Genomic DNA, 25042 nt, shown 5'->3' on the forward strand with positions numbered 1-25042 from the left:
GTCGTGGGCTCGTGCGGCGCTTCGCCCCACGCTATCGGGCGGACTGTGATTACGCCCGGGGCGAATGCACAGACGGCGCCTAGGAATCGCGCGATACCCTGATTCAACCGTCGACGGGGGTTTTCCCGTCCGCGGCGGCACGTCGACGAAAGGGGTCGGGCTCGCGCCCGCGCCATGGACTTCAAGAAGATCACCCGCAACCCGCTCTTCTACGTCCTGCTGATCGGGGTCTTCCTCATCGTGGGTTTCTCGCTCATCTCGAGCCTGGGCGGCGCGAAGCAGATCTCCACGCAGGAGGGTCTCGAGCTGCTCTCGGGCGACACGGTCACCGAGGTCGTCAACACCGACGGCGACCAGCGGGTCGACATGAAGCTCTCGAAGGAGTACGAGGGCGCCTCCGACGTGCAGTTCTATTACGTGTCGGCGCGGGCTGACGAAGTCGTCACCGCGATCAACGACGCGAACCCCAAGGACGGCTTCAACGACGCCGTCCCCCGCGCCACGTGGTTCGACGGCTTCATCTCGCTCCTCCTGCCGATCCTGCTGCTCGGCCTCCTCTTCTGGTTCCTGCTCTCGAGCGCCCAGGGCGGAGGCAGCAAGGTGATGCAGTTCGGCAAGTCGCGCGCGAAGCTCGTGACGAAGGAGATGCCGCAGGTCACCTTCCAGGACGTCGCGGGCTCCGACGAGGCGATCGAAGAGCTCGAAGAGATCAAGGACTTCCTCAAGGACCCCTCGAAGTTCCAGGCGGTCGGCGCCCGCATCCCGAAGGGCGTGCTGCTGTACGGCCCTCCCGGAACCGGCAAGACGCTCCTCGCCCGCGCTGTCGCGGGTGAGGCGGGCGTGCCCTTCTACTCGATCTCGGGTTCGGACTTCGTCGAGATGTTCGTCGGCGTCGGCGCGAGCCGCGTGCGCGACCTCTTCAACAATGCCAAGGAGAACGCGCCGGCCATCATCTTCATCGACGAGATCGACGCCGTCGGCCGCCACCGCGGCGCCGGCATGGGCGGCGGCCACGACGAGCGCGAGCAGACGCTCAACCAGATGCTCGTCGAGATGGACGGCTTCGACCCCAAGGCCAACGTCATCGTGATCGCGGCGACGAACCGCCCCGACATCCTCGACCCGGCGCTGCTGCGCCCCGGCCGCTTCGACCGGCAGATCGGCGTGGACGCGCCCGACCTCAAGGGGCGCACCAAGATCCTCGAGGTGCACGGCCGCGGCAAGCCGCTCGCGGACGGCGTCGACCTCGAGGTCGTCGCCCGCAAGACGCCCGGCTTCACCGGCGCCGACCTCGCCAACGTCCTCAACGAGGCCGCGCTCCTCACCGCCCGCTCGAACGCGCAGCTGATCGACAACCGCGCCCTCGACGAGGCCATCGATCGCGTCATCGCCGGCCCGCAGCGCCGCACGCGCGTGATGAAGGACAAGGAGAAGCTCATCACGGCGTATCACGAGGGCGGTCACGCGCTCGCGGCGGCGGCGATGAACCACACTGACCCCGTCACGAAGGTCACGATCCTTCCGCGCGGCAAGGCCCTCGGCTACACGATGGTGCTGCCGCTCGACGACAAGTACTCCGTCACGCGCAACGAGCTGCAGGACCAGCTCACGTACGCGATGGGCGGGCGCGTCGCGGAGGAGATCGTGTTCCACGACCCGACCACCGGCGCCTCGAACGACATCGAGAAGGCGACGAACATCGCCCGCAAGATGGTCACCGAGTACGGCATGACCGGCGACATCGGTCCCGTCAAGCTCGGCCAGTCCTCGGGCGAGGTCTTCATGGGCCGCGACATGGGCCACGGCCGCGAGTTCTCGGAGCGCGTGGCCGAGCGGGTCGACGTCCAGGTGCGCGACCTCATCGAGCAGGCGCACAACGAGGCGTACGAGGTCATCAACGCGAACCGCGCCGTGCTCGACAAGCTCGCTCTGGAGCTTCTCGAGAAGGAGACGCTCGACCACCTGGAGCTCGCCGAGATCTTCAAGGACGTCAAGCGCCTCCCGCCGCGCCCGCAGTGGCTGTCGAGCGAGCAGCGCCCCGTCTCGGAGCTGCCTCCCGTCGAGGTCCCGCAGCGTCGCGGCGAGGCAGGACTCGCCGCGAGCGTCGAGGCCGACGAGCTGCCGGCCGCCGAGAAGGCGACCAAGCGGCGCCCCACCGGACAGGCGCGCCCGGCGACCGCGTAGGCTCGGCCTATGGCCGTCGATCGTGAGCGCGTCGCCGCGCTCGTGCGCGAGCTGCTCGAGGCGATCGGCGAAGACCCCGAGCGCCCCGGACTGAAGCAGACACCCGAGCGGGTCGCCGACGCGTACGCCGAGTTCTTCGCGGGAGTGGGGGCGGATGCTGCCGCCCCGCTCGCGCACACGATCTCGGTGTCGCGCGGCCCCGCTCCCGACACGCTCCCCTCGGGAGCGGTGATCCTGCGCGACATCATCTTCCGCTCGGTGTGCGAGCACCACCTCCTGCCCTTCCGCGGGCACGCGCACCTCGCCTACCTCCCCGGCGAGCAGGTCGTCGGCCTCGGCGCACTGCCGAAGGTCGTCGACATCCTGTCGTCGCGGCCGCAGGTGCAGGAGCGCCTGGGCGAGCAGATCGCCGACGTGATCGCCGGATCCCTCGACGCCCGCGGCGTGCTCGTGGTGCTCGACGCCTCGCACGAGTGCGTGACGATGCGCGGCGGACGGCAGCCGGATGCCTCGACGGTGACGATCGCCGCCCGCGGGGAGCTCGCCGAACCGGCCGCGCGCGCCGAGCTGGTCGCGCTGATCGGGGCCGGCCGCTCATGACCCTCATCATGGGCGTCGTCAATGTGACGCCCGACTCGTTCAGCGACGGCGGACGGTATGTGGATGCCGATGCCGCCGTCGCCCACGGACTGCTGCTCCGCGCGCAGGGCGCCGACATCCTCGACATCGGCGGTGAGTCGACCCGGCCGGGCGCCGAGCGCGTGGCTCCGGACGTCGAGCAGGAGCGGGTGATCCCCGTCGTGCGCGCCCTCTCCGACGCGGGGGTCGTCGTCAGCATCGACACGATGAACGCCTCGACCGCCGCCCTGGCCGTCCAGGCGGGCGCGCGGATCGTGAACGACGTCTCGGGCGGCATGGCCGACCCCGGGATGCTGGCGGCCGTCGCCCCGACCGACGCGGACGTGGTGCTGCAGCACTGGCGCGGCCATTCCGCCGACATGTACGCGCGCGCCGTATACGACGACGTCGTGGCCGAGGTGACGCGCGAGCTCACCGGCAGGATCGAGGCCGCCGCGCAGGCCGGCATCGATCCCGCGCGGATCATCGTCGACCCCGGCATCGGCTTCGGCAAGCGCGGAGAGCAGAACTGGCAGACCTTGCGAGGTCTCGACCGCTTCGTCGCGATGGGCCAGCGGGTGCTGATCGGCACCAGCCGCAAGCGGTTCCTCGCGGACGCGCTCGCGGAGGACCCCGCCGACGCCTCCGAGGCCCGCCGTGACCTGGCGACGGCGGTGACCAGCGTCCTCGCGGCGCAGGCGGGCGTGTGGGCGGTGCGCGTCCACGATGTCGGCGCCACCCGGGATGCTCTGGTGGTCGCCGACCGCTGGGCCGGTGCGGATCGAACAGGCGGCCAGGAGGGCTGATGGACTTCATCGACGAGATCACGCTCACCGGCGTGCGCGCCTACGGGTATCACGGGGTGTTCGAGGACGAGCGCCGAGAGGGCCAGGAGTTCGTCGTCGACGTGACCCTGTACCTCAGCACCGCCGAGGCGGCCGAGACGGACGACGTAGCCGACACCGTGCACTACGGCGAGGTCGCCGAGCGCATCGTCGCGATGGTCGGCGGCGAGCCGCTGAACCTCATCGAGGGCGTCGCGGCGCGCATCGCCGACGACCTCCTCACGTACGACCTCGTGCGCATGGTCGCGGTCACGGTGCACAAGCCGCAGGCCCCGATCACGGTTCCGTTCTCCGATGTCGCGGTCACCATCCGCCGCGGCCGCCCTGTCGAGCCGACGTGGACGGTGGGCTCGTGAACCGCCGACTCGCGCAGGGCTTCGACGGCGACCCCGACCGCCATCCGCGGGAGGCCGTCGAAGCCGTCGTGGCGCTCGGCGCCAACCTCGGCGACCGCGCCGAGACGATGACCGCGGCCATCAAGGACCTCGCCCGCGTGCCGCTCGTCGACGCGGTCCGCGTGTCGGAGCCGATCGAGTCTGTCGCGTTGAAGCCGGAAGGACCGGATGCCTCCGCCCCGGCCTACTTGAACGCCGTGGCGATCCTGACCACACGCCTGGCACCGTCGGTGCTGCTCGGCTACCTCCACGCGATCGAGCAGCGGCACGGCCGGGTGCGGTCGGTCGCACGTTCCGCGCGCGAGGGAGGCTGGGAGGACCGCACGCTCGACCTCGACCTGATCGCCTACGGCGACGTCGTCAGCGACGATCCGCGCCTGCTGCTGCCGCATCCGCGCGCGGCCGAGCGCGACTTCGTGCTCGGGCCGTGGCTGGCCGTCGATCCCGACGCGGTGCTCCCGGGCGTCGGCCGGGTCGACGAGGCGCTGCGCCGGCTGCGGACGGAGGGCCGATGAAGCGCACCGGTGCGGGCGTGCTGATCATCGCCGCGGTCCTCGGGGTCGCGGCGGGCTTCCTCGTGGACCAGCTGCTGACCTCGGCAGGAAGCCCCACGTTCACACCCGCGGTGACCCTGCCCATCCTCCTCGTGCTGCTCGGGGTCGTCGTGATCGCTCTGGCGATCCCGATCCGCCGCGCCACGCACGGCACCACCAAGGCGAAGGTCGACCCGTTCCGCGCCGTGCGCATCGCGATGCTCGCGAAGGCGTCCAGCATCGTGGGCGCCGCGATCGGCGGCCTGGGTGCAGGCCTGTGGATCTTCCTGTCGACCCGGCCGGTCACGCCCTCGCTAGGCTCGTTGGGAACGGTCATCGCGACGACCGTGTGCGGCGCCCTGCTGGTCGCCGCGGGTCTGGTCGCGGAGCACCTGTGCACCATCCGGAAGGACGACGATGACGAACAGCCCGGAGGCGACGACCCCGGACTCGAACCCCGCCTCCGCGGTCACTGACGCGGCGGCCGCGCCTGAGGCGGCGGCTGTCCCGGACGCCGCCCCGGAGTTCGAGCGGCTCGTCGAGCCGCGGTCAGAGAACCGTCTCGCGCTCGAGGGCGGGGTGTGGCACCAGATCTCCCCGAAGTACGTGACGGTGCAGCTGATCTCGACGGGGTCGTTCCTGCTGGTGGTCATCGCCGCCACGCTCGTGCTCACACTCCTGATGCACCAGCTGTGGGCGTGGATCCCCGGCGGCATCATGACCGTGATCCTCGCGTGGACCCTCGCCATCCTTCCGCGCCAGGCGCGGGCGATCGGGTACCAGCTCCGCGACGACGATCTCGTCTTCCGCCGCGGCATCCTGTGGCAGCGCTTCGTCGCTGTGCCCTACGGCCGCATGCAGCTCATCGACATCACGCACGGTCCGCTGGATCGGGGCTTCGGCATCGCGCAGCTCAAGTTCGTGACGGCCGCCGCCGCGACCGGCGTGGTGATCCCGGGGCTGGCGCAGTCCACCGCCGAGACGCTCCGCGACCACCTCGTCGAGGTCGCCGAGAGCCGGCGCACAGGGCTATGAGCACGGTTCCCCCTGCTGAGCCGACGCCTGCCGGGCCCGGCGTGCCGCCGCCGCAGCTGGTGCGGTCACCGCTGAGCGACGGCGAGTGGCACCGGCTGCATCCGCTGACCCCGCTGCTGCGCGGCGGACTGTTCCTCATCGTCGTCATCGGCATCATCTTCGCGAATCTGCGCGACCGGCTGCTGTACATCTTCCTGCCGTGGCTCGCCCCCGGGGTGGGGGACGAGGTCGTGGAGTGGGAGCAGGTCGGCGGCGACCCGATCGACTTCATCATCGCGAACAACCTCTATCTGCTGGCCGGCGTCGCTGTACTTGTGGTTCTCATCGTTCTCGTGACGGTGTTCTATACGTCGTGGCGCTTCCACACCTTCCGCATCACCGACGACGACGTCGAGGTGCGCAGCGGCATCCTGTTCCGCACGCAGCGGCGTGCGCCCCTCGACCGCGTGCAGGGCGTCAACCTCACGCGGCCGATGATCGCGCGGCTGCTGGGCATGGCCAAACTCGAGGTCGTGGGCGCGGGCACCGACGCGAACGTCAAGCTCGAGTACCTCTCGACCGCCAACGCCGAAGCGGTCCGTGCCGACATCCTCCGTCTCGCGTCGGGGCGGCGGCTCGCGATGGCCGCCGGCCCCGCCGGTGCGGTCGCGCCGCGACAGCCCGGCAGGGTGGCCTCCCTCAGCCAGACCGTCGGCCGCGAGATCACGGGGCTGATCGAGGGGCCCGAGGCCCCGGTCGCCGAGCGGGAGTCGGTCGTGCACATCCCGGTCGGCCGGCTCGTGGCATCCCATGTCCTCAGCGCGTCGACGCTCGGACTGCTGTTCGCCGTCGTCGCCATCGTGATCGGCGTCAGTCAGGGCGTGACCTGGCTGCTGTTCGGCTTCGTGCCCGCGATCATCGGCTTCGGCGCGTACTGGGTGCGCTCGATCGTGCGCTCGCTGCGCTACTCGATCGCGCCGACGCCCGACGGCGTGCGCATCACATTCGGGCTCTTCACGACGATCACCGAGATCGTCCCGCCCGGCCGGGTGCATGCCGTCGAGGTGACACAGGGGGTCTTCTGGCGCCCCGCCGGATGGTGGACGATCCGCATCAACCGCCTCACCGGTCGCAGCGCCGCCGACGGCACGACGGATCAGTTCACGACCGTGCTGCCGGTCGGCACCGCGGCGGACGTCGAGCGGGTGCTGCGCCTCCTCCAGCCCTCGCTGCCCGACGACGAGCGGGCGCTCATCGTGCAGCAGGGCATGTTCGGGCCGACCGACGACGACACCTTCACGAACACGCCGAAGCGCGCGTGGTGGATCCGGCCGTTCTCGTACCGCCGCAACGGCTTCCGCCTCACCGAGGACGTGCTCCTGATGCGGCGCGGCGTGGTGTGGCGCAAGCTCGTGATCCTCCCACTCGCGCGCCTGCAGAGCTTCGGGCTCTACCAGGGGCCGCTCGACCGCGCGTCGCGCGTGACCAATGTGCGTGCACACGTCGTCACCGGCCCGGTCTCGCCGTTCCTCGCGGCCGTCGACCGCGACGCCGCCCTGGCGCTGTTCGACGACGTCGCCCACGGTTCGGTGCGCGCCGCGCTGGCCGACCGCACCCATCGCTGGGCCCAGGACGACATGGATTCTGAGGCCGCCGTGCGCCCGGAGCCCGAGGCCTACGTGCCTGCCGGGCCGGCGCCCGTTCCTCCCGCTGCGGCGGGGGTGGCCGTGCCGCCGGTCCCGCCACCGCCCCCGGGATACACCGTTGCGGCCGAGCCGAGGGAGGACCGCGCGTGAGCCGCGACGGTCGCCTCGGCGTGGGGATCATCGGCGCCGGCCGGGTCGGCCCCGTCCTGGGCGCGGCACTCGCCGGAGCCGGGCACGCGCTCGTGGGGATCACCCAGGGCTCCGACCCCGAGCATGTCGAGGCGATCCTGCCCGGGGTTCCCGTCCTGGACGCCACCGAGGTCGCGCGCCGGAGCGAGCTGGTGATCGTCGCGGTGCCTCACGACCAGCTCGAGGGACTGGTCGGCGGTCTGGCCGAGGTCGGAGCGTGGCAGCCGGGGCAGCTCGTGCTGCACACGGATCCGGCCTTCGGCACCGGCATCCTGTCCGCCGCCGTCGCGAAGGGGGCGATCCCGCTCGCCGTGCACCCCGCGATCGAGTTCAGCGGAACATCGATGGATCTGCGTGCGCTCGCGAGCGCCTACGCCGCCGTCACCGCACCCGCTCCGGTGCTGCCGATCGCGCAGGCGCTGGCCGTCGAGCTCGGCTGCGAGCCCGTCGTGGTCGACGAGTCGGCTCGCCCCGCGTACGCCGAGGCGATCGCGACGGCACGCGACTTCTCGCGCTCGATCGTGCGGCAGGCGACCGCCCTCCTCGCCGAAGCGGGCGTGCCGCACCCGGGCTCGTTCTTGTCGGCCCTCGCGCACACGACCATCGACCACGCGCTGGCGGAGGCGGGTTCCGGCCCCGGAGCCGAGCCCCCCGCTACGATCCAAGGATGATCAGCACCGTCGACGAGCTGCGCGCTCGGCTCGCCGAGGTCCGCGCCGCCGCCCCGGGGGCGCGCATCGCGCTCATCTCCACCATCGGCGCGCTCCACGACGGGCACATCGACCTCGTGCATCGCGCGCGCGAGGTGGCCGACATCGTCGTCGTGTCGGTGTTCGTCAACCCGCTGCGCTTCGCCTCGCCGTCCGAGTTCGCCGCCTACCCGCGGACCCCCGACGAGGACGAGCGCCTGCTCGAATCGCTCGGCGTCGACGTCGTGTTCGCACCGGAGGCGAGCGAGCTGCTCCCGGACGGCGCGGCGACGACGAAGGTCACCGCGGGCGACCTCGGCCTCCGCTACGAAGGGCGCGCCCGCCCGTTCTACTTCGACGGGCTGCTGACGGTCGAGGCCAAGCTGTTCCATCTCGTCCGGCCGGACGTCGCCGTGTACGGCGACCGGGACCGGCAGCGGGTGTTCCTGGTGCGCCGCATGATCCGCGACCTGTTCTTCGACGTCGAGGTGGCGACCGTCGAGACCGTGCGGGGCGACGACGGCCTGCCGGTGTCGACGCGGGTCGGCATGCTCGAGGACCGCGACCTCGTGGCCGCTGCGCTCCTTCCGGCTGCGCTCGACGCGGCGGCAGCGAACGCGGACCGCGGCGTCGACGCATGCATCGCCGCCGCGCAGTCGACGCTGATGGGGGAGCCGCGGATCCGGCTCGAGTACCTGAGCGTCGTCGACCCGGCGACGTTCCTGCCCGTCGACGAGGGCAGCAGCGGTCCCGCCCTCGCCCTCATCGCGGCCTCGGTGGCGGGGCACCGATTCATCGACAACGCAGAGATCTACCTGGGCTGACGCCCGGTACGAGGGCTGGGAGGCGACATGCGCGTCACACGGATCGGCGGCCCGACCGCCCTCGTCGAATGGGAAGGCTGGCGGATCCTCACGGATCCGACGTTCGACCCGCCGGGCCGTACGTACTCCTTCGCTCTGGGCACGTCATCGCGCAAGACCACCGGCCCCGCGATCCCGCTCGAGGAGGTCGGCGTGGTCGACGTGGTGCTGCTGAGCCACCATCACCACGCCGACAACCTCGACGACGCGGGTCGGGCGGGGCTGTCGGCGGCGCGGACCGTGCTGACCACGGTCGCGGGCGCGAAGGCGCTGACGAAGGACGGCGCGCATCCCGACGCCCGGGGCCTCGCCGCCGGGGATGCCGTCACCCTCACCGCCGAGGGCAAGCGCGACCTGCTCGTCACCGCGACCCCGTGCCGGCACGGGGCTCCGCTCACCGGGCCGATCGTCGGACCCGTCGTCGGGTTCGCGCTCTCGCTCGGGGGCGCGGGACGGCCCGGCCTGTGGATGACGGGCGACACCGTGATGTACGGCGGCCTGCGGCGCGCGGCGACCGGGCTGCGGCCCGAGGTGGCGCTCGTGCACATCGGCGCGGTGAAGTTCCCCCGCACCGGGCCGCTCTCGTACACGATGGACGCCGACGACGCGGTCGAGCTCGTCGGGCTCGCCCAGCCCGACGTGGCCGTGCCGATCCACGTCGAGGGATGGAGTCACTTCTCGCAGCAGGAGGAGGCCGCCGCGGCGGTCTTCGAAGCCGCCCCGGGGCCGGTGCGGGAACGGATCCGCTGGGCGCGGCTCGGGGTTGCGGTCGACCTGCCCTGAGGCGATCCGCCGAGTCCGCGGCCGGGATCACCCTGCCCGGTCGTCCGACCGCGTGCGTGCCGGGAGCGCGTGACGCCGCATCGCGACACCCGCGCCGAGCGTCGCGAGGAGCACGACGGCGGAGAAGACGAGGAGCACGGTCGTCTCGCCCACGAAGGGAAGGCTCAGTCCGACGAGCAGCACCGGTGCGACGAGGCCCCCATAGGCGATGAGGAAGAGGAGTGCGAGAGTCTCGCCCCGGCGGTCGGGTGCCGAGAGGGCCCCGGCCGCGGCGATCGCCGAGCGGAACATGATGCCGGCGCCGGACCCGGCGACGATCCCGCCCGTGATGAAGAGCACGAGGGCGGGGATCAGGGCTCCTGCGGCGATGGACACGAGTCCGACGACGAAGCACAGCATCGCGATGAGGAGCTGCGCCCGCTGGGCGACGCGGACCAGCAGCAGCTGCGCGAGCGCTGCGGCGCCGAAGACGGCGAAGACGGTGGCCCCGTCCACGAGGTGGTCGGACACGTGGAACGTGTCGTGGAGGAATGTCGGCGCCAGCGACGTGAACAGCGCGAACAGCGCGAACGAGGCGGCCGCGCCGGTGCCCGCCGCAGCGAAGGCCGCACCGGACCCGGAGGGGAATGCGAGCCGCTGCGGTCGGTAGGCCGGATCCCGCGCCGACGTGTCGACCGTCTCGGGCACGTGGCGCAGGACGAAGGCCGCGGCGATGAAGAGCACGAGGAAGACGATGTGCGGCAGCTCGAGGGGGTTGGGGGCGAACTCGGCGAAGAGGCCGCCCGCGAGCGGTCCGAGCGCAAGTCCGCCGAGGTTGGCGGCTCCGGCCACCGACGCCGCGACGACCGCGGTCTCCGCGGGGCGCGCCCTCGCGCGCAGCTCGGCGAGGTGTGCGGTGGCCGCGGCGCTGAGCATGCCCACGCTGACGCCGTCGACGAATCGCGCGACGATGAGGCCCGGGACCGAGTTCCACACGATGAAGACGACCGCCGCGAGCGCCGAGACGAGGACCGCGATCACGGCCATCCGGCGTCGTCCCGCCCAGTCGCTGATGTGGCCGATCAGGAACAGGCTGAAGACGACCCCCACCGCGAACGCGGCGAAGATGAACGTCACGACCGGAACGGGGAAGTCGTCGGCCGCCTGGTACAGCGGGTACAGCGGCGTCGGGACCGTGGCGTAGGCGGTGACGCTCGTGAAGGCGGCCGCGACGACCCAGAACCCGGCGAGATCCGACATCGTGCGACGAGCTTGCGACATCGCGTCGTCCGATCGTGTCGAGGTGGGCGTTCGAAGGACCGGCCCCGACCTTACTCGCACCCTTGAGCACCTCGGTAGACTTGGGGGTCCGCGTTCTGCGGAGAACACCCACCGAGGAGCCCACCCCGTGACCGACGCGACCGCGCCCGACGAGCCGACCGAAGAAGAAGTCTTCGAGCAGAAGGCCGTGCGGCTGGCCAAGCGCGAGCGTCTGATCGCGGAGCGTGCGGATGCCGCGGGTGGGGCCTACCCGGTCAGCCTGCCCATCACCGACACCATCCCGGCCCTGCGCGATCGGTTCGCCGACCTCGAGCCGGGCGCCGAGACCGGCGTGACCGCCGCGGTCGCCGGACGCATCGTCTTCAGCCGCAACACCGGAAAGCTCTGCTTCGCCTCGCTGCAGGCGGGTGACGGCAGCCGCATCCAGGCGATGGTGTCGCTCGCGGCCGTCGGCGACGAGTCGCTGCAGGCGTGGAAGGAGCTCGTCGACCTCGGAGACCACGTCTTCGTCTCGGGTGAGGTCATCTCGAGCCGCCGCGGCGAGCTGTCGATCATGGTGTCGGAGTGGCGCATCGCGTCGAAGGCCGTCCTCCCGCTGCCGAACCTGCACTCCGAGCTCAGCGAAGAGAGTCGCGTCCGCAGCCGCTTCCTCGACCTCATCGTGCGCGACCGCGCGCGCGACACGGTCCTCGCACGCGCGAAGGTCAACGCCAGCCTGCGACAGACGTTCGCGTCGCACGACTTCATCGAGGTAGAGACCCCGATGCTGCAGGTGCAGCACGGTGGAGCGTCGGCACGCCCGTTCATCACGCACTCCAACGCGTTCGACACCGACCTGTACCTTCGCATCGCGCCCGAGCTGTTCCTCAAGCGCGCCGTGGTCGGCGGCATCGACCGCGTCTTCGAGATCAACCGCAACTTCCGCAACGAGGGTGCCGACTCGACTCACAGCCCCGAGTTCGCGATGCTCGAGGCGTACCAGGCGTACAGCGACTACAACGGCATCGCCGACCTCACGCAGGAGCTGATCCAGAATGCGGCCGTCGCGATCTCGGGCTCGACCACGGTGATCTGGGCCGACGGCACCGAATACGACCTGGGCGGGCAGTGGGACCGCCTGTCGATGTACGAGTCGCTGTCGGAGGCGGCGGGCCGCTCGATCACGCCCGAGACGCCGTTCGAGGACCTGGTCGCGCTCGCCGAGGCCGAGGGCGTCGACCTGCCGCCGCACGCGATCCACGGCAAGCTCGTCGAGGAGCTGTGGGAGCACTTCGTGAAGCCGGGCCTCGTGCGCCCCACCTTCGTCATGGACTTCCCGGTCGACACGAGCCCGCTCGTGCGCGAGCACCGCTCGATCGCCGGCGTCGTGGAGAAGTGGGACCTCTACGTGCGCGGCTTCGAGCTCGCGACCGGCTACTCCGAGCTCATCGACCCGGTCATCCAGCGGGAGCGCTTCATCGAACAGGCCAAGCTCGCCGCGAAGGGCGACCTCGAGGCGATGCGGATCGACGAGGAGTTCCTGCGCGCGCTCGAGCACGGCATGCCCCCGACCGGTGGCATGGGCATGGGCATCGACCGGCTGCTCATGGCGGTGACCGGGCTCGGCATCCGCGAGACGATCCTCTTCCCGCTCGTCAAGTAGCCCGCCGGCGGGATACTCCCGCGCGCGGATCACCGGGCGCTCGTGCGCTGGAACGCCCAGTCCGGCAGGTGCCCGGCGTTCACGAACGACAGCACGATCTGCGACAGCCCGTGCTCGGGCTCGATCTCGCACGCGCGCTCCGCGTATGCCGCCGCATGGGTCGAGCGACCGAGAGCCCACGACAGCCACGCGCACATCGCGAGCGGACCGGGCTGCGCGTCGTGCGGCGCGACCGCAGCTGCCCGGCGCGACAGCTGGAGAGCGGTCTCGAGCCGTGACACCTGCGGCCGGTCGCCCTCTCCCCACATGCGCATCGCGAGATGCGCCGGATACTCCTCTCCCGACTCCCACCGCAGCTGTGCATCGAACGCCTCGTCGCCCTGTGCGAGGTTGCCGCTCCACTGCACGAGCGCGACATCCCGCAGCGACGGCCGCGCGAGGCACCACACGAGAGCGGCGTCGTCGTACGCGTCCGCCGCATCGAGCGGTCGTGCGAGGGCGTCCTCGAAGAACCCGGGCAGATCGTCGAACCGGCAGACCGCCGCGAGCGCCTGCGGGTCGACCCGCGCCACCTCGTCGGTGACGGATGCCGCAGCCTCCGCCGTGCCCGATACCGGCGCCGGAACGGGGCCGAGGTCGCTGACCCGCGCGCTCGGCAGCGCCGCGCTCGTCGCGCCCTCCGTTCCGCGGGCGGAGCCCAGCACCGCGTCGTCGCACGCGGTGCGGGCAGAGCGCACGGTGCGCGCCGCAGTGCCGCCGTCCGCCGGTGGTCCGCACAGCACCGCCACCGCCGTGTCGAGCGCCGTCATCGCCTTCGCGACACGCTCGCGCTCATCGGCCGAGCACTCCGGCAAGTCGGCGCCCGTCGACTGATCGCCGTCCGGCTCCGGGATGTCTCCGGAGCCGATCCACTCCAGGTCGCCGAGCGATCTCCCCGTCGCGGGACACTCCCCGTCGAGGAACGAGCCCCACCCGTCGGTGCCGACGCACAGCAGATCGGTGACCCGCAGGCCGCACGCATCGGCGCGGCGCTCGAGGGCGGCGAGGAGGTCGCGATGCGGCATCCGTCCCTCGTCCTGGAACCGTGCTCCGGTGTACGCGATCGCGGCGACGGCATCGGCCTCGGGGAGCCGGCACACCATGCCCGTGACCGTCGCGGCGATCCTGTCGACCGCGTCCTCGTCGCCGTCGGGGAGGTCGAAGCGCATGGCGCCCAGGCTGCGGCCCCCATGGAACGGGATCACGACGAGGCTCTGCGTCGGGTGGTAGCCGAGCATGCGGGGGACGAAGGAGAGGAACTGCGCGGCGTCCGCGGCTTTCACGATGGTGGGGGTCATGGGAAGAGTGTCGTGACGCCGGGGGTCCGCACCGCCGTCTCCACAGGCGTCGTCGCCCCGGGGCCGAAAGCGGGGCCCTGGGGAGGAGGGGAGGAGGCGATACCGCACGGCGTATCCTTGAAGGCATGGATTACTGGGTCGCGGCGCTCTGGACGCTCCTGCCGACCGTCCTCGTGTCGCTGATCTTCTTCTTCGTGCTGCGCAGCATCGTCCGCGCCGACCGCACCGAGCGTCGTGTCTACGCGAAGATCGAGGCCGAAGAGCGCGCCAAGCGCGGGCTGCCGCCGGTGGCGCCCGGCACCGCCTCCACCGACGCCTGATCGCCGCCGGCACCCGCCCCCGCAGACCTCGCCCGGATGCGGGCCGCGTCCGCCGCCCCCGATAGTGTGGGGCACACCGCTCGATCGGCGTGTCCGATCGGGTCGGTCCGCCCGACGCCGGGGAGAGGCTCCGCTCGATGATCACCATCACGTTCGACGCGACGTGGTGGGTGGTGCTCGTCTTCATCGTCGACATCGTCATCCGCATCACGGCGATCATCGTGGTGCCGCGCAACCGCCGTCCGACCGCGGCGATGGCGTGGCTGCTGGCGATCTACTTCATCCCGATCATCGGCGTCTTCCTGTTCCTGCTGATCGGCAACCCGCGGCTTCCGCGCAAGCGCCGTCGCAAGCAGGAGCGCATCAACGACTACATCCACGACACCAGCGCGTCGCTGGACTTCGGAACACTGCGCCCGCACGCGCCGAGCTGGTTCACGTCGCTCGTGACGCTCAACCGCAATCTCGGTGCGATGCCCCTGGCGGGCGACAACGCCGCACACCTGATCCCCGACTACCAGGAGAGCCTCGACGCGATGGCGGACGCCATCCGCGAAGCCGAGCGGTTCGTGCACGTCGAGTTCTACATCCTCCAGGCGGATGCCGCGACCGACAACTTCTTCCGCGCGCTCGAAGAGGTGGCGGCGCGCGGGGTGACCGTGCGTGTGCTGCTCGATCACTGGGCGAACCGCGGCAAGCCGTTCTACAAGCGCACGCTCAAGCGCCTGACCGGGATGGGCGCGCAGTGGCACCTCATGCTCCCGGTGCAGCCGCTGCGCGGCAAGTACCAGCGCCCCGACCTGCGCAACCACCGCAAGCTCCTCGTCGTCGACGGGCGCGTCGCGTTCACCGGCTCGCAGAACGTCACCGCCTCGACGTACAACCTGCGCAAGAACATCAAGCGCGGTCTGAACTGGGTCGACCTCATGGCGCGCATCGAAGGCCCGGTCGTCGCATCCGTCAATGCCGTCTTCCTGAGCGACTGGTACAGCGAGACCGATGAGGTGCTCACCGAGCAGATCGACCTGTTCGACGTGACCAGCGGGCCGGGCGATCTCGACTGCCAGATCATCCCCTCCGGGCCGGGATTCGAGTTCCAGAACAACCTGAAGCTCTTCGCCGGGCTGCTCTACGCGGCGCAGCGCAAGATCATCGTGGTGAGCCCGTACTTCGTGCCCGACGAGGCGATGCTCCTGGCGATCACGACAGCGTGTCAGCGCGGCATCCATGTCGAACTGTTCGTGTCGGAGGAGGGCGACCAGGCGATGGTGTACCACGCGCAGCGCAGCTACTACGAAGCGCTGCTGCGCGCAGGCGTGAAGATCTGGATGTACAAGAAGCCGTTCATCCTGCACACGAAGAGCCTCACCATCGACGACGAGGTCGCCATCGTCGGCTCGAGCAACATGGACATGCGCTCATTCGGTCTCAACATGGAGATCTCGATGCTGGTGCGTGGCGAGGAGTTCGTGCGCCAGATGCGCATCGTGGAAGACATGTACCGCTCGCTCTCGCGGGAGCTCACGCTCGAGGAGTGGGAGAAGCAGCCGCTGCGCTCGACGGTGCTCGACAATCTCGCGCGCCTGACGTCGGCGCTGCAGTAAGGCGTTCTCCCGGCGGATCGTGACCTTGACGTGACCGGACTGCTGAGATTCCGGGGCGTTTTGCGACACGATATGGGTGACGGATGCCGCGGGGGATGGCGTCCGCGGAACTCCAGGAGGCCTCGCATGCCCGTTCGCTCCCGTTCACTGCTCGCCGGGCTCGGCCTGGCGCTGCTCACCGCAGGACTCCTGACCGCCTGCGCGACGCCCGCCGGCAGCGGCGGCACCACCCCGTCGCCGGCCGCGACCGGCAAGAGCGACGACAGCAACGAGCAGGAGGTCGGCGCGGCCTGGCTCGACGGCGGCCGCATGGTCGGCATCGTCACCCAGGGCAGCTCGACGTGCATCCCGGTCGCCGAGGAGGCGACGTTCGAAGACGGCGTGATGAAGGTCACGCTGGTCGACGCCGAGGGCGACAAGGCGTGCACCGCCGACCTCGTCCCGCGCGTGACGCTGGTGGGCGTTCCCGACGGGGTCGACCCCGCGAAGGGCGTCGAGATCGAGGTGACCGGCGACGGCTGGCACGGCGACACCGACCTCGACGGCGTCGAGGGCCTGAAGGCCGGCAGCGAGACCGACTACCTGCCGAGTGCCGGCTGGACCGACGTCGACGGCCAGTTCGTGATCCTGTCGTGGGGCTCGTCCTCGTGCGCTCCCACGATCGAGAACACCGAGCCGACCAGCGCGACCGAGGTCACCGTGACCTTCGTGACCCCGCCGGCCGACCAGGTCTGCACGATGGACATGGCCCCGCGCGGCGTCGTGACGGCGGTCAACGGCCTCGAGGACGAGGACGCCGAGACCTTCGCCATCCTCACCGGCAGCGAGTTCGACAACATCCGCATCCCGATCTACCCCAACTGACCCCCGGATGAACGGATGCCGCGGCCCGCGGCATCCGGAGCCCTCTGAGGTCTTCGGCTCACCGCTCTCGTTGGTGTCGCCGCTGCTCACCTGTCCCAAAGTGCCGCCCCGAGTGGCACTTCGTGACGGGTGAGCCGCTCTCGTTGGTGTCGCCGCTGCTCACCTGTCGCGATGCGTCGCCCGCGCCGGCACCTTGTGACAGGTGAGCAGCGGGTGGACGAGCCCGATGCCCCTTCCTCCCCAGGCGCGGTGAGCTTCGGACTCTCCACGGAATCGAACTGTCACGACGCGATCCGGACGGCGCTCAGGTCACGCTTCTCGTGTGATGCGACCGCTTCCGGAGGAGCTCGGGCCCAGATTCTCGGTGCGACAGGCGAGAGAGGCCGGAGTGCCGTTGGGGCGACTGCGTCGCACCGACGTGGACAAGCCCTATCACGGGGTGCGAGTGGTCTGTGATGCCTTCCTCCCCGAGGAGCTCGAGACCGACCGCTGGGGTCGCGCTCTCGGCCCTGCCGAGCGAGCCCACCTCGCACTTGCCCTCGCCTATGCGCCGCGGATGTCCGAGGGTGAGTTCTTCAGCCACATCACTGCCGCGGTCATTCTCGGGATTCCTCTCCCATACCTCCTGATCGCGCGATCGCTCCTGCATGTGTCGGTGTTCCGACCGCGACGGCTTCCTCGCAGCGTCGGCATCCGCGGGCACGAGGCCAAGCGCTCGCTCGTGACCACCATGCGCGATGAGCGCACGGGTCTGCTCATCGCGACGCCCGCGGCCGTCTGGGTGAGTCTTGGACGACAGCTGACCGATCCTTATGACGTTGTCGCGGCCGGAGACGCGGTGGCGCGGACGTGGCGCGTCGACTCACCTCTCGCGACGCTTGCCGATCTCCAGACCGCCGTCTCCGCGGGCCGCAGGGTCGGCGTGGCCGCCGCTCGACTCGCGCTGCCGCGCGTGCGAACCGACTCCGCGTCCCGCACCGAGTCCTGGCTGCGCCTCACGCTCATCGATCACGGTCTGCCCGAGCCCGAGCGAAATCACGACGTATATGAGAACGGCGCCTACCTCGGGTGCGTCGATCTCGCGTATCCGGGCCTCAAGATCGCGATCGAGTACGAGGGCGAGCATCACCTCCTCGATCCGGAGCAATGGGCTCGCGACATCGCCCGCTACGAGGCCCTTCGCGCCGCGGGATGGATCATCGTGCAGATCACCAAGGCCGATCTGTTCGACGAACCCGCACTGGCGGTGCAGAGGGTGCGCGCGGCGATCCGCCGTCGCGCCTGAGTCGCCGCCCCACCGCATCGTCTCAGATTCCGGATGCTGCGGCCCGCGGCATCCGGAATCCTCTTGGCTCGCCTGCCACGAACTGCCACCCACCTCGGCACTTTGTGACAGGTGAGTCGCCTCTGCCCGGGCCCCATTGCTCGCCTGTCACGAAATGCCGGCACCCACGACACTTCGCGACAGGTGAGCGATTTCGTGCCTCGACGGCCGCTGCTCACCTGTCGCAAATCGCCACCCACCGCGACGCTTTGTGACAGGTGAGCAGAGGGGGCCGGCGCACCTACGTGCCGGAGTCAGGTGTCAGCCCGCACCAGCAGGTCGCCGATCTCGCAATCCAGGGTCCGGCAGATCGCTGAGAGGGTCGAGTAGCGGATCGCGCGGGCGCGGTCGTTTTTCAGGATCGAGAGGTTCACGACCGACACCCCCACCAGCTCGGAGAGCCGCGTGAGCGTCATGCCGCGGGACTCGAGCAGCTCGTCGAGCCGGCAGTGGACGCCGGAGGGCCCGTCGTCGTCGGCTGGCGTCATACGAGGCCTGCCGTGTCCCGCTGGAGGCCTTCCATCCGGCGGAGAAGATACGCCAGGCAGATCACACCCAGGCCGACGACGGGGATCGTGAGGCCCCACGACGACAGGGCGAACCCGGGGACCAGGATGCCGTTCACGGCATCGTTCAGCTCGAAAGCCGCCTGCATCGAGGCGAACCCCGTGAGCGCCGTCGCCAGCAGCGGCCCGAGGACGAGTACCAGTCCGGCCACGAGGCTGAACCGGTAGAGCGCCGGGCGGAACGGCCGGCCCGAGGCCGTCGCGAACATCAGCAGCGCCAGTGCGAACCCGACGATCACCGCGGTGACGCCGAGCAGCACGGCACCGCCCGCGAAGAGCGCACGCGTTCCCGCCGCGAGCGCGTCGGTGGTGAGCGCGACGGTCTCGACGGCGGCCTCGCTCACGCCCTCACCGCCCTCGACCGGCAGCGCCTGGTCGGCGAGCAGCGACAGGGTCACCGCGTCGGCCCACGCGAAGGTCGCCACGATGGTCGCCTGACCCGCGGCGAGCGCGACGGCCATGGCCGCAGCCAGTCCGCCGATCACCCGCATCGTGATGCGGTCCGCGCGACCGGGAAGCGTGTCGACTGTTGCGTCGATCATGTCCACATCCTCACTACATATCGATAAACATTATTATCGAAAAACGATAAGCCCGTGGGATGCTGCGACGCAAGGCATCCGTTCTGTGTCGCGCCCGCTATGCCCACGGCGAACACGGCCGTGCGCTCCCGAGCCGCTGGCTACCCTCGTTGTAAGGCGCAGTGGGTCAACCGACCCGAGGCGCCCCGGAGGAGTGAACGATGTTCGAGAGATTCACCGACCGTGCCCGTCGTGTGGTCGTCCTCGCCCAGGAAGAGGCGAAGATGCTGAACCACAACTACATCGGCACCGAGCACATCCTGCTCGGTCTCATCCACGAGGGCGAAGGGGTCGCCGCCAAGGCGCTCGAGAGCCTGGGCATCTCGCTCGACGCCGTGCGCGAGCAGGTGCAGGACATCATCGGCCAGGGTCAGCAGCAGCCGACCGGGCACATCCCCTTCACGCCGCGCGCCAAGAAGGTGCTCGAGCTCAGCCTCCGCGAGGCGCTGCAGCTGGGCCACAACTACATCGGCACCGAGCACATCCTCCTCGGCCTCATCCGCGAGGGCGAGGGCGTCGCCGCCCAGGTGCTCGTCAAGCTCGGCGCAGACCTCAACAAGGTGCGCCAGCAGGTCATCCAGCTGCTCTCGGGCTACCAGGGCAAGGAGCCCGCGGGTGTCGCCTCCGGCGCCGGCGAGCAGACCCAGGGCAGCACGCAGGGCGGCTCGCAGGTGCTCGACCAGTTCGGTCGCAACCTCACGCAGGCCGCGCGCGACAACAAGCTCGACCCGGTCATCGGGCGCGAGAAGGAGATCGAGCGCGTGATGCAGATCCTGTCGCGCCGCTCCAAGAACAACCCCGTCCTCATCGGCGAGCCCGGCGTCGGAAAGACGGCGGTCGTCGAGGGCCTCGCGCAGGCCATCGTCAAGGGCGACGTGCCCGAGACGCTCAAGGACAAGCAGCTCTACTCGCTCGACCTCGGCTCGCTCATCGCCGGTTCCCGCTACCGCGGTGACTTCGAGGAGCGCCTGAAGAAGGTCACCAAGGAGATCCGCACGCGCGGCGACATCATCGTCTTCATCGACGAGATCCACACCCTCGTCGGTGCGGGTGCCGCCGAGGGTGCGATCGACGCCGCGTCGATCTTGAAGCCCCTCCTCGCGCGTGGTGAGCTCCAGACGATCGGTGCGACCACGCTCGACGAGTACCGCAAGCACTTCGAGAAGGATGCTGCGCTCGAGCGCCGCTTCCAGCCGATCCAGGTCGCCGAGCCGAGCCTGCCCCACGCGATCAACATCCTGAAGGGGCTGCGCGACCGCTACGAGGCGCACCACAAGGTGCAGATCACCGACGGCGCGATCGTCGCGGCGGCGAACCTCGCCGACCGCTACATCTCGGACCGCTTCCTGCCCGACAAGGCCATCGACCTGATCGACGAGGCCGGCGCCCGCCTGCGTCTGTCGATCCTGTCGAGCCCGCCGGAGCTCCGCGAGTTCGACGAGAAGATCGCCAAGGTTCGCGAGGACAAGGAGCGCGCCTCCGAGGACCAGGACTTCGAGAAGGCCGCGTCGCTGCGCGACGAGGAGAAGTCCCTGCTCGCCGAGCGCCTGCGCCTCGAGAAGCAGTGGCGCTCGGGTGACGTGGCCAGCCACGCCGTCGTCGACGAGGGCCTGATCGCCGAGGTGCTCGCCCAGGCGACCGGCATCCCGGTGTTCAAGCTCACCGAGGAGGAGTCGAGCCGTCTCGTCTTCATGGAGAAGGCGCTGCACCAGCGCGTCATCGGCCAGGAGGAGGCGATCGCCGCCCTCTCGAAGACGATCCGCCGTCAGCGCGCCGGCCTCAAGGACCCGAAGCGCCCGTCGGGCTCGTTCATCTTCGCCGGCCCCACCGGTGTCGGAAAGACCGAGCTGGCCAAGGCGCTCGCCGAGTTCCTCTTCGACGACGAGCACGCGCTCATCTCGCTCGACATGTCGGAGTTCGGTGAGAAGCACACCGTCTCGCGACTGTTCGGTGCCCCTCCCGGATTCGTCGGGTTCGAAGAAGGCGGCCAGCTCACCGAGAAGGTGCGCCGCAAGCCGTTCTCGGTCGTGCTCTTCGACGAGATCGAGAAGGCCCACCCCGACATCTTCAACTCGCTCCTGCAGATCCTCGAAGAGGGCCGCCTGACCGACGGTCAGGGTCGCGTCATCGACTTCAAGAACACGGTGATCATCATGACGACGAACCTCGGTTCGTCGGCGATCGCCGGTGGCCCCGTGGGCTTCCAGGTCGAGGGCAACAGCGGCACGACCTACGAGCGCATGAAGGGCAAGGTCAACGAGGAGCTGAAGCGCAACTTCAAGCCCGAGTTCCTGAACCGCGTGGACGACATCATCGTCTTCCCGCAGCTCGACAAGGACGAGCTGCGCCAGATCGTGGGTCTGTTCACCAAGCGCCTCGGCGAGCGTCTGCTCGACCGCGACATGACGATCGAGCTGACCGATGCCGCGAAGGACAAGCTGATCGAGATCGGGTTCGACCCCGCACTCGGCGCCCGGCCGCTGCGTCGCGCCATGCAGCGCGAGGTCGAGGACCGTCTGTCGGAGAAGATCCTGCACGGCGAGCTCGAGTCCGGCGACCACGTGAAGGTGGACGCGCAGAACGGCGAGTTCGTCTTCGAGCACGGGCCGCGCGGCGACAAGGTCGCGGTGGGAGTCGTGCACAACGGCGAGATCTCCGCGACTCCGGATCTCGCTGCGAACGCGTAACCCCTGATTCGAACGAAGAGCGGATGCCACGGCATCTGCTCTTCGTCGTTCCGGGGCCCGCGCGGCTCTACGCTTGACGGGTGGCAGAGTTCACCGTCCGGCCGGCACGCACGAGCGACGTCCGCCGCATCCAGGCGCTCCTCGAGCCGTTCGTGCAGCGGCGGATCCTCCTCGGCAAGGACCTCGTCGTGCTGTACGAGGCGACGCAGCAGTTCCTCATCGCGGAGGACGCGAATGGGGACATCATCGGCTGCGGCGCGCTGCACGTGATGTGGGAGGACCTCGGGGAGGTCCGCACCCTCATCGTCGCCGACGGCTGGCTGCACCACGGTGTGGGCCGCGCGATCGTCGAGGGCCTCGAGACGAACGCCCGCACGCTCGGCCTCTCGCGCCTGTTCTGCCTGACGTTCGAGGTCGACTTCTTCACGCGTCGCGGGTTCGAGCAGATCGGCGAGCAGGTCGTCGACCCCGACGTCTACTCGCAGCTCATCCGCTCTCCCGACGAGGGCGTCGCGGAGTTCCTCGACCTCGCGCACGTGAAGCCGAACACCCTCGGCAACACCCGCATGATCAAGCGCCTCTGACGCTCGCGCGGCCGCCGGGTCGCGGCATCCGGGGCGCGCCGACGGGAGAAGGCGACGCCCGCCGTTAGCCTGTTGAGCATGACCGGCACCAGCCCCCGACGTCGCCCCTCCAAGGCGGTCTACCGTCGCCGGCGGCTCGTGCTGATCGTCGGGCTGCTGGTCATCGCGGCGGTGGTCTGGCTGCTCATCGCGCAGCCGTGGGCGGGGGCGGCGACGACCTCCTCCGACGAGAAGCCCCCGGCGAAGAACACGGCCGAGTCTCTGCCGGTGCCGTCGTCGCAGGCGACCACCGGGGGAACCGACACCGGGGCCGTCGAAGGTGCGGTCGTCGAGGGGCAGACCCCGACGCCCGGGGCGACCCCCACCGCGCAGCCGTGTGTCGCGAGCGAGATCACGGTCGAGCCGGTCACCAGCGCCGACACCTACGCGGGCGAGCAGCAGCCGCAGTTCACCATCACGCTCACCAACAACGGGCCCGACTGCACGATGAACGTCGGCACCAGCGCCCAGTCGTTCACGGTCACCAGCGGCGACGACATCTGGTGGCGCTCGACCGACTGCCAGAGCGAGCCCAGCGACATGATCGTGCTGATCGCCGCCGGGCAGACGGTGTCGAGCGCGACGGCCCTCTCGTGGGATCGCACGCGCTCCGCGGTCGGCACCTGCGCCGACGGCAACCGCCCGATGGCTCCCGGCGGCGGCGCCTCGTACCACCTGTCGGTCGAGATCGGCGGCATCCCGTCGACGGAGCCGAAGCAGTTCCTGCTCTACTGACGCGCACCTCGGACCCCTGCCGGATACCGCGGGGCGCAGCATCCGTCTTCCCGATCGTCCGTGCGACGCAGTGGAGCGGGGCGTCCCCCAGGCCGCCCCGCTCCTCTTCCCCTGCACAAGGTGTTTTGGCCGAACACCTAGGGCTTGTTGTCGAAGACTTCCTTCTCCATCGCGTCGTAGCCCTCCGCCTGAGGATCGCGGTGCTGGCCACCTGACAGCGCGTACTCCTCTTCCGGAGAGAGCACCAGGCGGTGGCGGCCGACGAGGGCGAAGATGACGAGGCCGATGACGTAGAGCACCCCGATCGCGATGATCGCGGCCGTGTATCCGGGGTTGATGAATTGGCCGATGAACGTCGCGAGGGCGATGACGCCGGCGATGGCGGCGCCCGTGATGCCCACCGGGCTGCGGTACGGGCGCGCGACGTTCGGCAGCTTCACCTTGAGCACGATGTACGACACCATCTGCAGGAGGTAGGAGATGACCGCGCCCCACACCGCGATGTTGAGCACGATCGCATTCGAGACGGCGCCGATGTCCTCGTTCGCCTTCGTGATGAGATCGACGCCGACCAGCACGACGAAGCCGATGATCGCGCCCGTGAGGAGAGCCACCCACGGCGTCTGGCGCTTGCCCGTGAGCGACAGGAACTTGGGGTAGTAGCCCGCGCGCGACAGGGAGTACATGTTGCGTCCGTAGGCGAACATGATGCCCTGCAGCGAGGCGAGAAGGCCGATCAGCGCGAAGAGCGCGAGCACCGCAGCGAGCTGAGGCGGCAGGAAGGCTCGGAAGCCGTCGAGCAGCGGCTCGCCGCTCGCCGCGATCGCGGCCGAGCCGGTGACCGCCGGGTTCAGGAACAGCACGATGGCGCCGGTGAAGATGAGCGTCAGAAGACCCCAGATGCCCGCGCGGGGGATGTCCTTCTGGGGGTTGTGCGCCTCTTCCGCCGCGAGGGGGAGCTCTTCGATCCCGAGGAAGAACCACATCGCGAACGGCAGGGCGAACAGGATGCCCATGCCGCCGAAGGGCAGGAACTCCGACGATCCGGCGATGGACTCATCGGGCGCGATGTCCCACACCCGGGAGAAGTCGACGGCGCCGTTCGCGAACGCGAGCACGCCGAAGAGCACGAGGATGCCGATGGTCAGGATCGACACGACGACGGCGAACCGGAAGGAGATCGCGGCTCCCGCCGTGTTGAGACCGATGAACACGGCGTAGAGGACGATCCACCAGACCCACTGGAGTCCCGCCGCCTTCAGGTCGAACGCCCCGCCGCTGAGGATCGAGAAGATGCCGTTCAGGTAGTCGGCGGAGAAGAGCACGATCACGCCCGTGGTGAAGACGTACTCGATGGTCTCGGCGAAGCCGGTGATGAAGCCGCCCCACGGGCCCATCGCCGAACGGGCGAACGAGTAGGCGCCGCCGGTGTGGGGCAGCGCCGCCGACATCTCGCCGATCGAGAAGAGCATGCCGAAGTACATGACGATGATGATCAGCGTCGCGATCAGCAGTCCGCCCCAGCCGGCGGCTCCGAGGCCGAAGTTCCAGCCCGAGAAGTCGCCCGAGACGACCGCCGCGACACCGAGGCCCCACAGGCCCCAGAATCCGGCTGCGCGGGTGAGTTGGCGTTTCTGGAAGTACTCGCTGCCGGCCTGCGTATAGGTGACGCCGCCGACGGATCGGGAATCTGACATGACGGGCTCCTCGCTCTCGGGAAAGCGCGCGCGATTCTACGGA

At 70.1% G+C, this 25042-nt stretch carries 24 protein-coding genes; 19 read left to right on the top strand and 5 right to left on the bottom strand.

Annotated features, from left to right (window positions below):
- Nucleotides 1-174 precede the first annotated feature (174 nt).
- From ftsH to ACFVSU_RS21140, 11 genes are read left to right on the top strand one after another with little or no spacing between them, the layout of a single operon-like run.
- Entirely contained in the window at nt 175-2184 is a 2010-nt protein-coding gene (gene ftsH, locus ACFVSU_RS21090; protein ID WP_387147721.1) for an ATP-dependent zinc metalloprotease FtsH, read from the top strand.
- Nucleotides 2185-2193: 9 nt separating this feature from the next.
- On the top strand, nt 2194-2784 hold the full coding sequence (gene folE / locus ACFVSU_RS21095; protein WP_387147724.1) for a GTP cyclohydrolase I: 591 nt from the start codon (nt 2194-2196) through the stop codon (nt 2782-2784).
- Nucleotides 2781-3608, top strand: a complete 828-nt coding sequence (gene folP / locus ACFVSU_RS21100) for a dihydropteroate synthase (protein ID WP_387147727.1) — start codon at nt 2781-2783, stop codon at nt 3606-3608. Before folE ends, folP begins: the two co-directional genes overlap by 4 nt.
- Complete coding sequence (folB, locus tag ACFVSU_RS21105; RefSeq protein ID WP_387147730.1) at nt 3608-4003, top strand: dihydroneopterin aldolase; 396 nt, start codon at nt 3608-3610, stop codon at nt 4001-4003. The genes folP and folB overlap by 1 nt, the downstream gene beginning before the upstream one ends.
- The gene (gene folK / locus ACFVSU_RS21110; RefSeq protein ID WP_387147733.1) at nt 4000-4557 is read left to right on the top strand and encodes a 2-amino-4-hydroxy-6-hydroxymethyldihydropteridine diphosphokinase; all 558 of its coding nucleotides are present in this window, start codon (nt 4000-4002) and stop codon (nt 4555-4557) included. Before folB ends, folK begins: the two co-directional genes overlap by 4 nt.
- Nucleotides 4554-5051: a DUF3180 domain-containing protein gene (locus ACFVSU_RS21115; RefSeq protein ID WP_387147736.1), complete on the top strand. Its 498-nt coding sequence runs from the start codon at nt 4554-4556 to the stop codon at nt 5049-5051. The genes folK and ACFVSU_RS21115 overlap by 4 nt, the downstream gene beginning before the upstream one ends.
- Nucleotides 4993-5610, top strand: a complete 618-nt coding sequence (locus ACFVSU_RS21120) for a PH domain-containing protein (protein WP_387147739.1) — start codon at nt 4993-4995, stop codon at nt 5608-5610. The genes ACFVSU_RS21115 and ACFVSU_RS21120 overlap by 59 nt, the downstream gene beginning before the upstream one ends.
- A complete protein-coding gene (locus tag ACFVSU_RS21125; protein ID WP_387147742.1) occupies nt 5607-7385 on the top strand; it encodes a PH domain-containing protein in 1779 nt (592 codons plus the stop codon). Before ACFVSU_RS21120 ends, ACFVSU_RS21125 begins: the two co-directional genes overlap by 4 nt.
- Nucleotides 7382-8095, top strand: a complete 714-nt coding sequence (locus ACFVSU_RS21130; protein WP_387147745.1) for a DUF2520 domain-containing protein — start codon at nt 7382-7384, stop codon at nt 8093-8095. The genes ACFVSU_RS21125 and ACFVSU_RS21130 overlap by 4 nt, the downstream gene beginning before the upstream one ends.
- Nucleotides 8092-8937, top strand: coding sequence for a pantoate--beta-alanine ligase (gene panC / locus ACFVSU_RS21135; RefSeq protein ID WP_387147748.1), 846 nt, complete (start codon nt 8092-8094; stop codon nt 8935-8937). The genes ACFVSU_RS21130 and panC overlap by 4 nt, the downstream gene beginning before the upstream one ends.
- Before the next feature lie 27 nt (nt 8938-8964).
- Complete coding sequence (locus ACFVSU_RS21140) at nt 8965-9759, top strand: MBL fold metallo-hydrolase (protein ID WP_387147751.1); 795 nt, start codon at nt 8965-8967, stop codon at nt 9757-9759.
- A gap of 27 nt (nt 9760-9786) precedes the next feature.
- Here the strand turns inward: ACFVSU_RS21140 and ACFVSU_RS21145 are convergent, their stop codons facing one another.
- Complete coding sequence (locus tag ACFVSU_RS21145) at nt 9787-11019, bottom strand: MFS transporter (protein ID WP_387147754.1); 1233 nt, start codon at nt 11017-11019, stop codon at nt 9787-9789.
- A gap of 127 nt (nt 11020-11146) precedes the next feature.
- Between ACFVSU_RS21145 and lysS the strand changes: the two genes are divergently transcribed.
- Nucleotides 11147-12661 (top strand): lysine--tRNA ligase, encoded by a 1515-nt coding sequence (lysS, locus tag ACFVSU_RS21150; RefSeq protein WP_387147758.1) that lies wholly within the window; start codon nt 11147-11149, stop codon nt 12659-12661.
- 29 nt (nt 12662-12690) lie between these two features.
- Here lysS and ACFVSU_RS21155 read toward each other — a convergent pair whose 3' ends face one another.
- Nucleotides 12691-13998 carry a DUF4192 family protein gene (locus ACFVSU_RS21155; protein ID WP_387147761.1) on the bottom strand — a complete coding sequence of 436 codons (1308 nt, stop codon included), beginning with the start codon at nt 13996-13998 and terminating at the stop codon, nt 12691-12693.
- A gap of 125 nt (nt 13999-14123) precedes the next feature.
- Between ACFVSU_RS21155 and ACFVSU_RS21160 the strand changes: the two genes are divergently transcribed.
- The 4 genes from ACFVSU_RS21160 (at nt 14124) to ACFVSU_RS21175 (ending at nt 18071) form a co-directional block, all read left to right on the top strand.
- Nucleotides 14124-14318, top strand: coding sequence for a hypothetical protein (locus ACFVSU_RS21160; RefSeq protein ID WP_056372494.1), 195 nt, complete (start codon nt 14124-14126; stop codon nt 14316-14318).
- A gap of 137 nt (nt 14319-14455) precedes the next feature.
- Nucleotides 14456-15922: a cardiolipin synthase gene (gene cls, locus ACFVSU_RS21165; protein ID WP_387147765.1), complete on the top strand. Its 1467-nt coding sequence runs from the start codon at nt 14456-14458 to the stop codon at nt 15920-15922.
- Between the two features lie 126 nt (nt 15923-16048).
- Nucleotides 16049-16786 carry a hypothetical protein gene (locus tag ACFVSU_RS21170; RefSeq protein WP_387147769.1) on the top strand — a complete coding sequence of 246 codons (738 nt, stop codon included), beginning with the start codon at nt 16049-16051 and terminating at the stop codon, nt 16784-16786.
- Between the two features lie 445 nt (nt 16787-17231).
- Nucleotides 17232-18071 carry a hypothetical protein gene (locus tag ACFVSU_RS21175; protein ID WP_387147772.1) on the top strand — a complete coding sequence of 280 codons (840 nt, stop codon included), beginning with the start codon at nt 17232-17234 and terminating at the stop codon, nt 18069-18071.
- A 293-nt stretch (nt 18072-18364) separates the two neighbouring features.
- Here ACFVSU_RS21175 and ACFVSU_RS21180 read toward each other — a convergent pair whose 3' ends face one another.
- Both ACFVSU_RS21180 and ACFVSU_RS21185 read right to left on the bottom strand, forming a co-directional pair.
- Complete coding sequence (locus ACFVSU_RS21180) at nt 18365-18598, bottom strand: helix-turn-helix domain-containing protein (RefSeq protein ID WP_387147775.1); 234 nt, start codon at nt 18596-18598, stop codon at nt 18365-18367.
- Nucleotides 18595-19218 carry a hypothetical protein gene (locus tag ACFVSU_RS21185; RefSeq protein WP_387147778.1) on the bottom strand — a complete coding sequence of 208 codons (624 nt, stop codon included), beginning with the start codon at nt 19216-19218 and terminating at the stop codon, nt 18595-18597. Before ACFVSU_RS21185 ends, ACFVSU_RS21180 begins: the two co-directional genes overlap by 4 nt.
- A gap of 200 nt (nt 19219-19418) precedes the next feature.
- On the opposite strand from ACFVSU_RS21185, the gene ACFVSU_RS21190 reads away from it, so the two are divergent.
- The 3 genes from ACFVSU_RS21190 (at nt 19419) to ACFVSU_RS21200 (ending at nt 23302) form a co-directional block, all read left to right on the top strand.
- On the top strand, nt 19419-21944 hold the full coding sequence (locus tag ACFVSU_RS21190) for an ATP-dependent Clp protease ATP-binding subunit (RefSeq protein WP_387147781.1): 2526 nt from the start codon (nt 19419-19421) through the stop codon (nt 21942-21944).
- An 80-nt stretch (nt 21945-22024) separates the two neighbouring features.
- Nucleotides 22025-22528 (top strand): amino-acid N-acetyltransferase, encoded by a 504-nt coding sequence (locus tag ACFVSU_RS21195; protein ID WP_387147784.1) that lies wholly within the window; start codon nt 22025-22027, stop codon nt 22526-22528.
- A gap of 78 nt (nt 22529-22606) precedes the next feature.
- On the top strand, nt 22607-23302 hold the full coding sequence (locus ACFVSU_RS21200; protein WP_387147787.1) for a hypothetical protein: 696 nt from the start codon (nt 22607-22609) through the stop codon (nt 23300-23302).
- Nucleotides 23303-23439: 137 nt separating this feature from the next.
- Here ACFVSU_RS21200 and ACFVSU_RS21205 read toward each other — a convergent pair whose 3' ends face one another.
- Entirely contained in the window at nt 23440-24999 is a 1560-nt protein-coding gene (locus ACFVSU_RS21205; protein ID WP_387147789.1) for an amino acid permease, read from the bottom strand.
- Nucleotides 25000-25042 lie beyond the last annotated feature (43 nt).

The organism is Microbacterium sp. NPDC058062 (assembly GCF_042885375.1).
GTDB classification, from domain to species: domain Bacteria; phylum Actinomycetota; class Actinomycetes; order Actinomycetales; family Microbacteriaceae; genus Microbacterium; species Microbacterium trichothecenolyticum_C.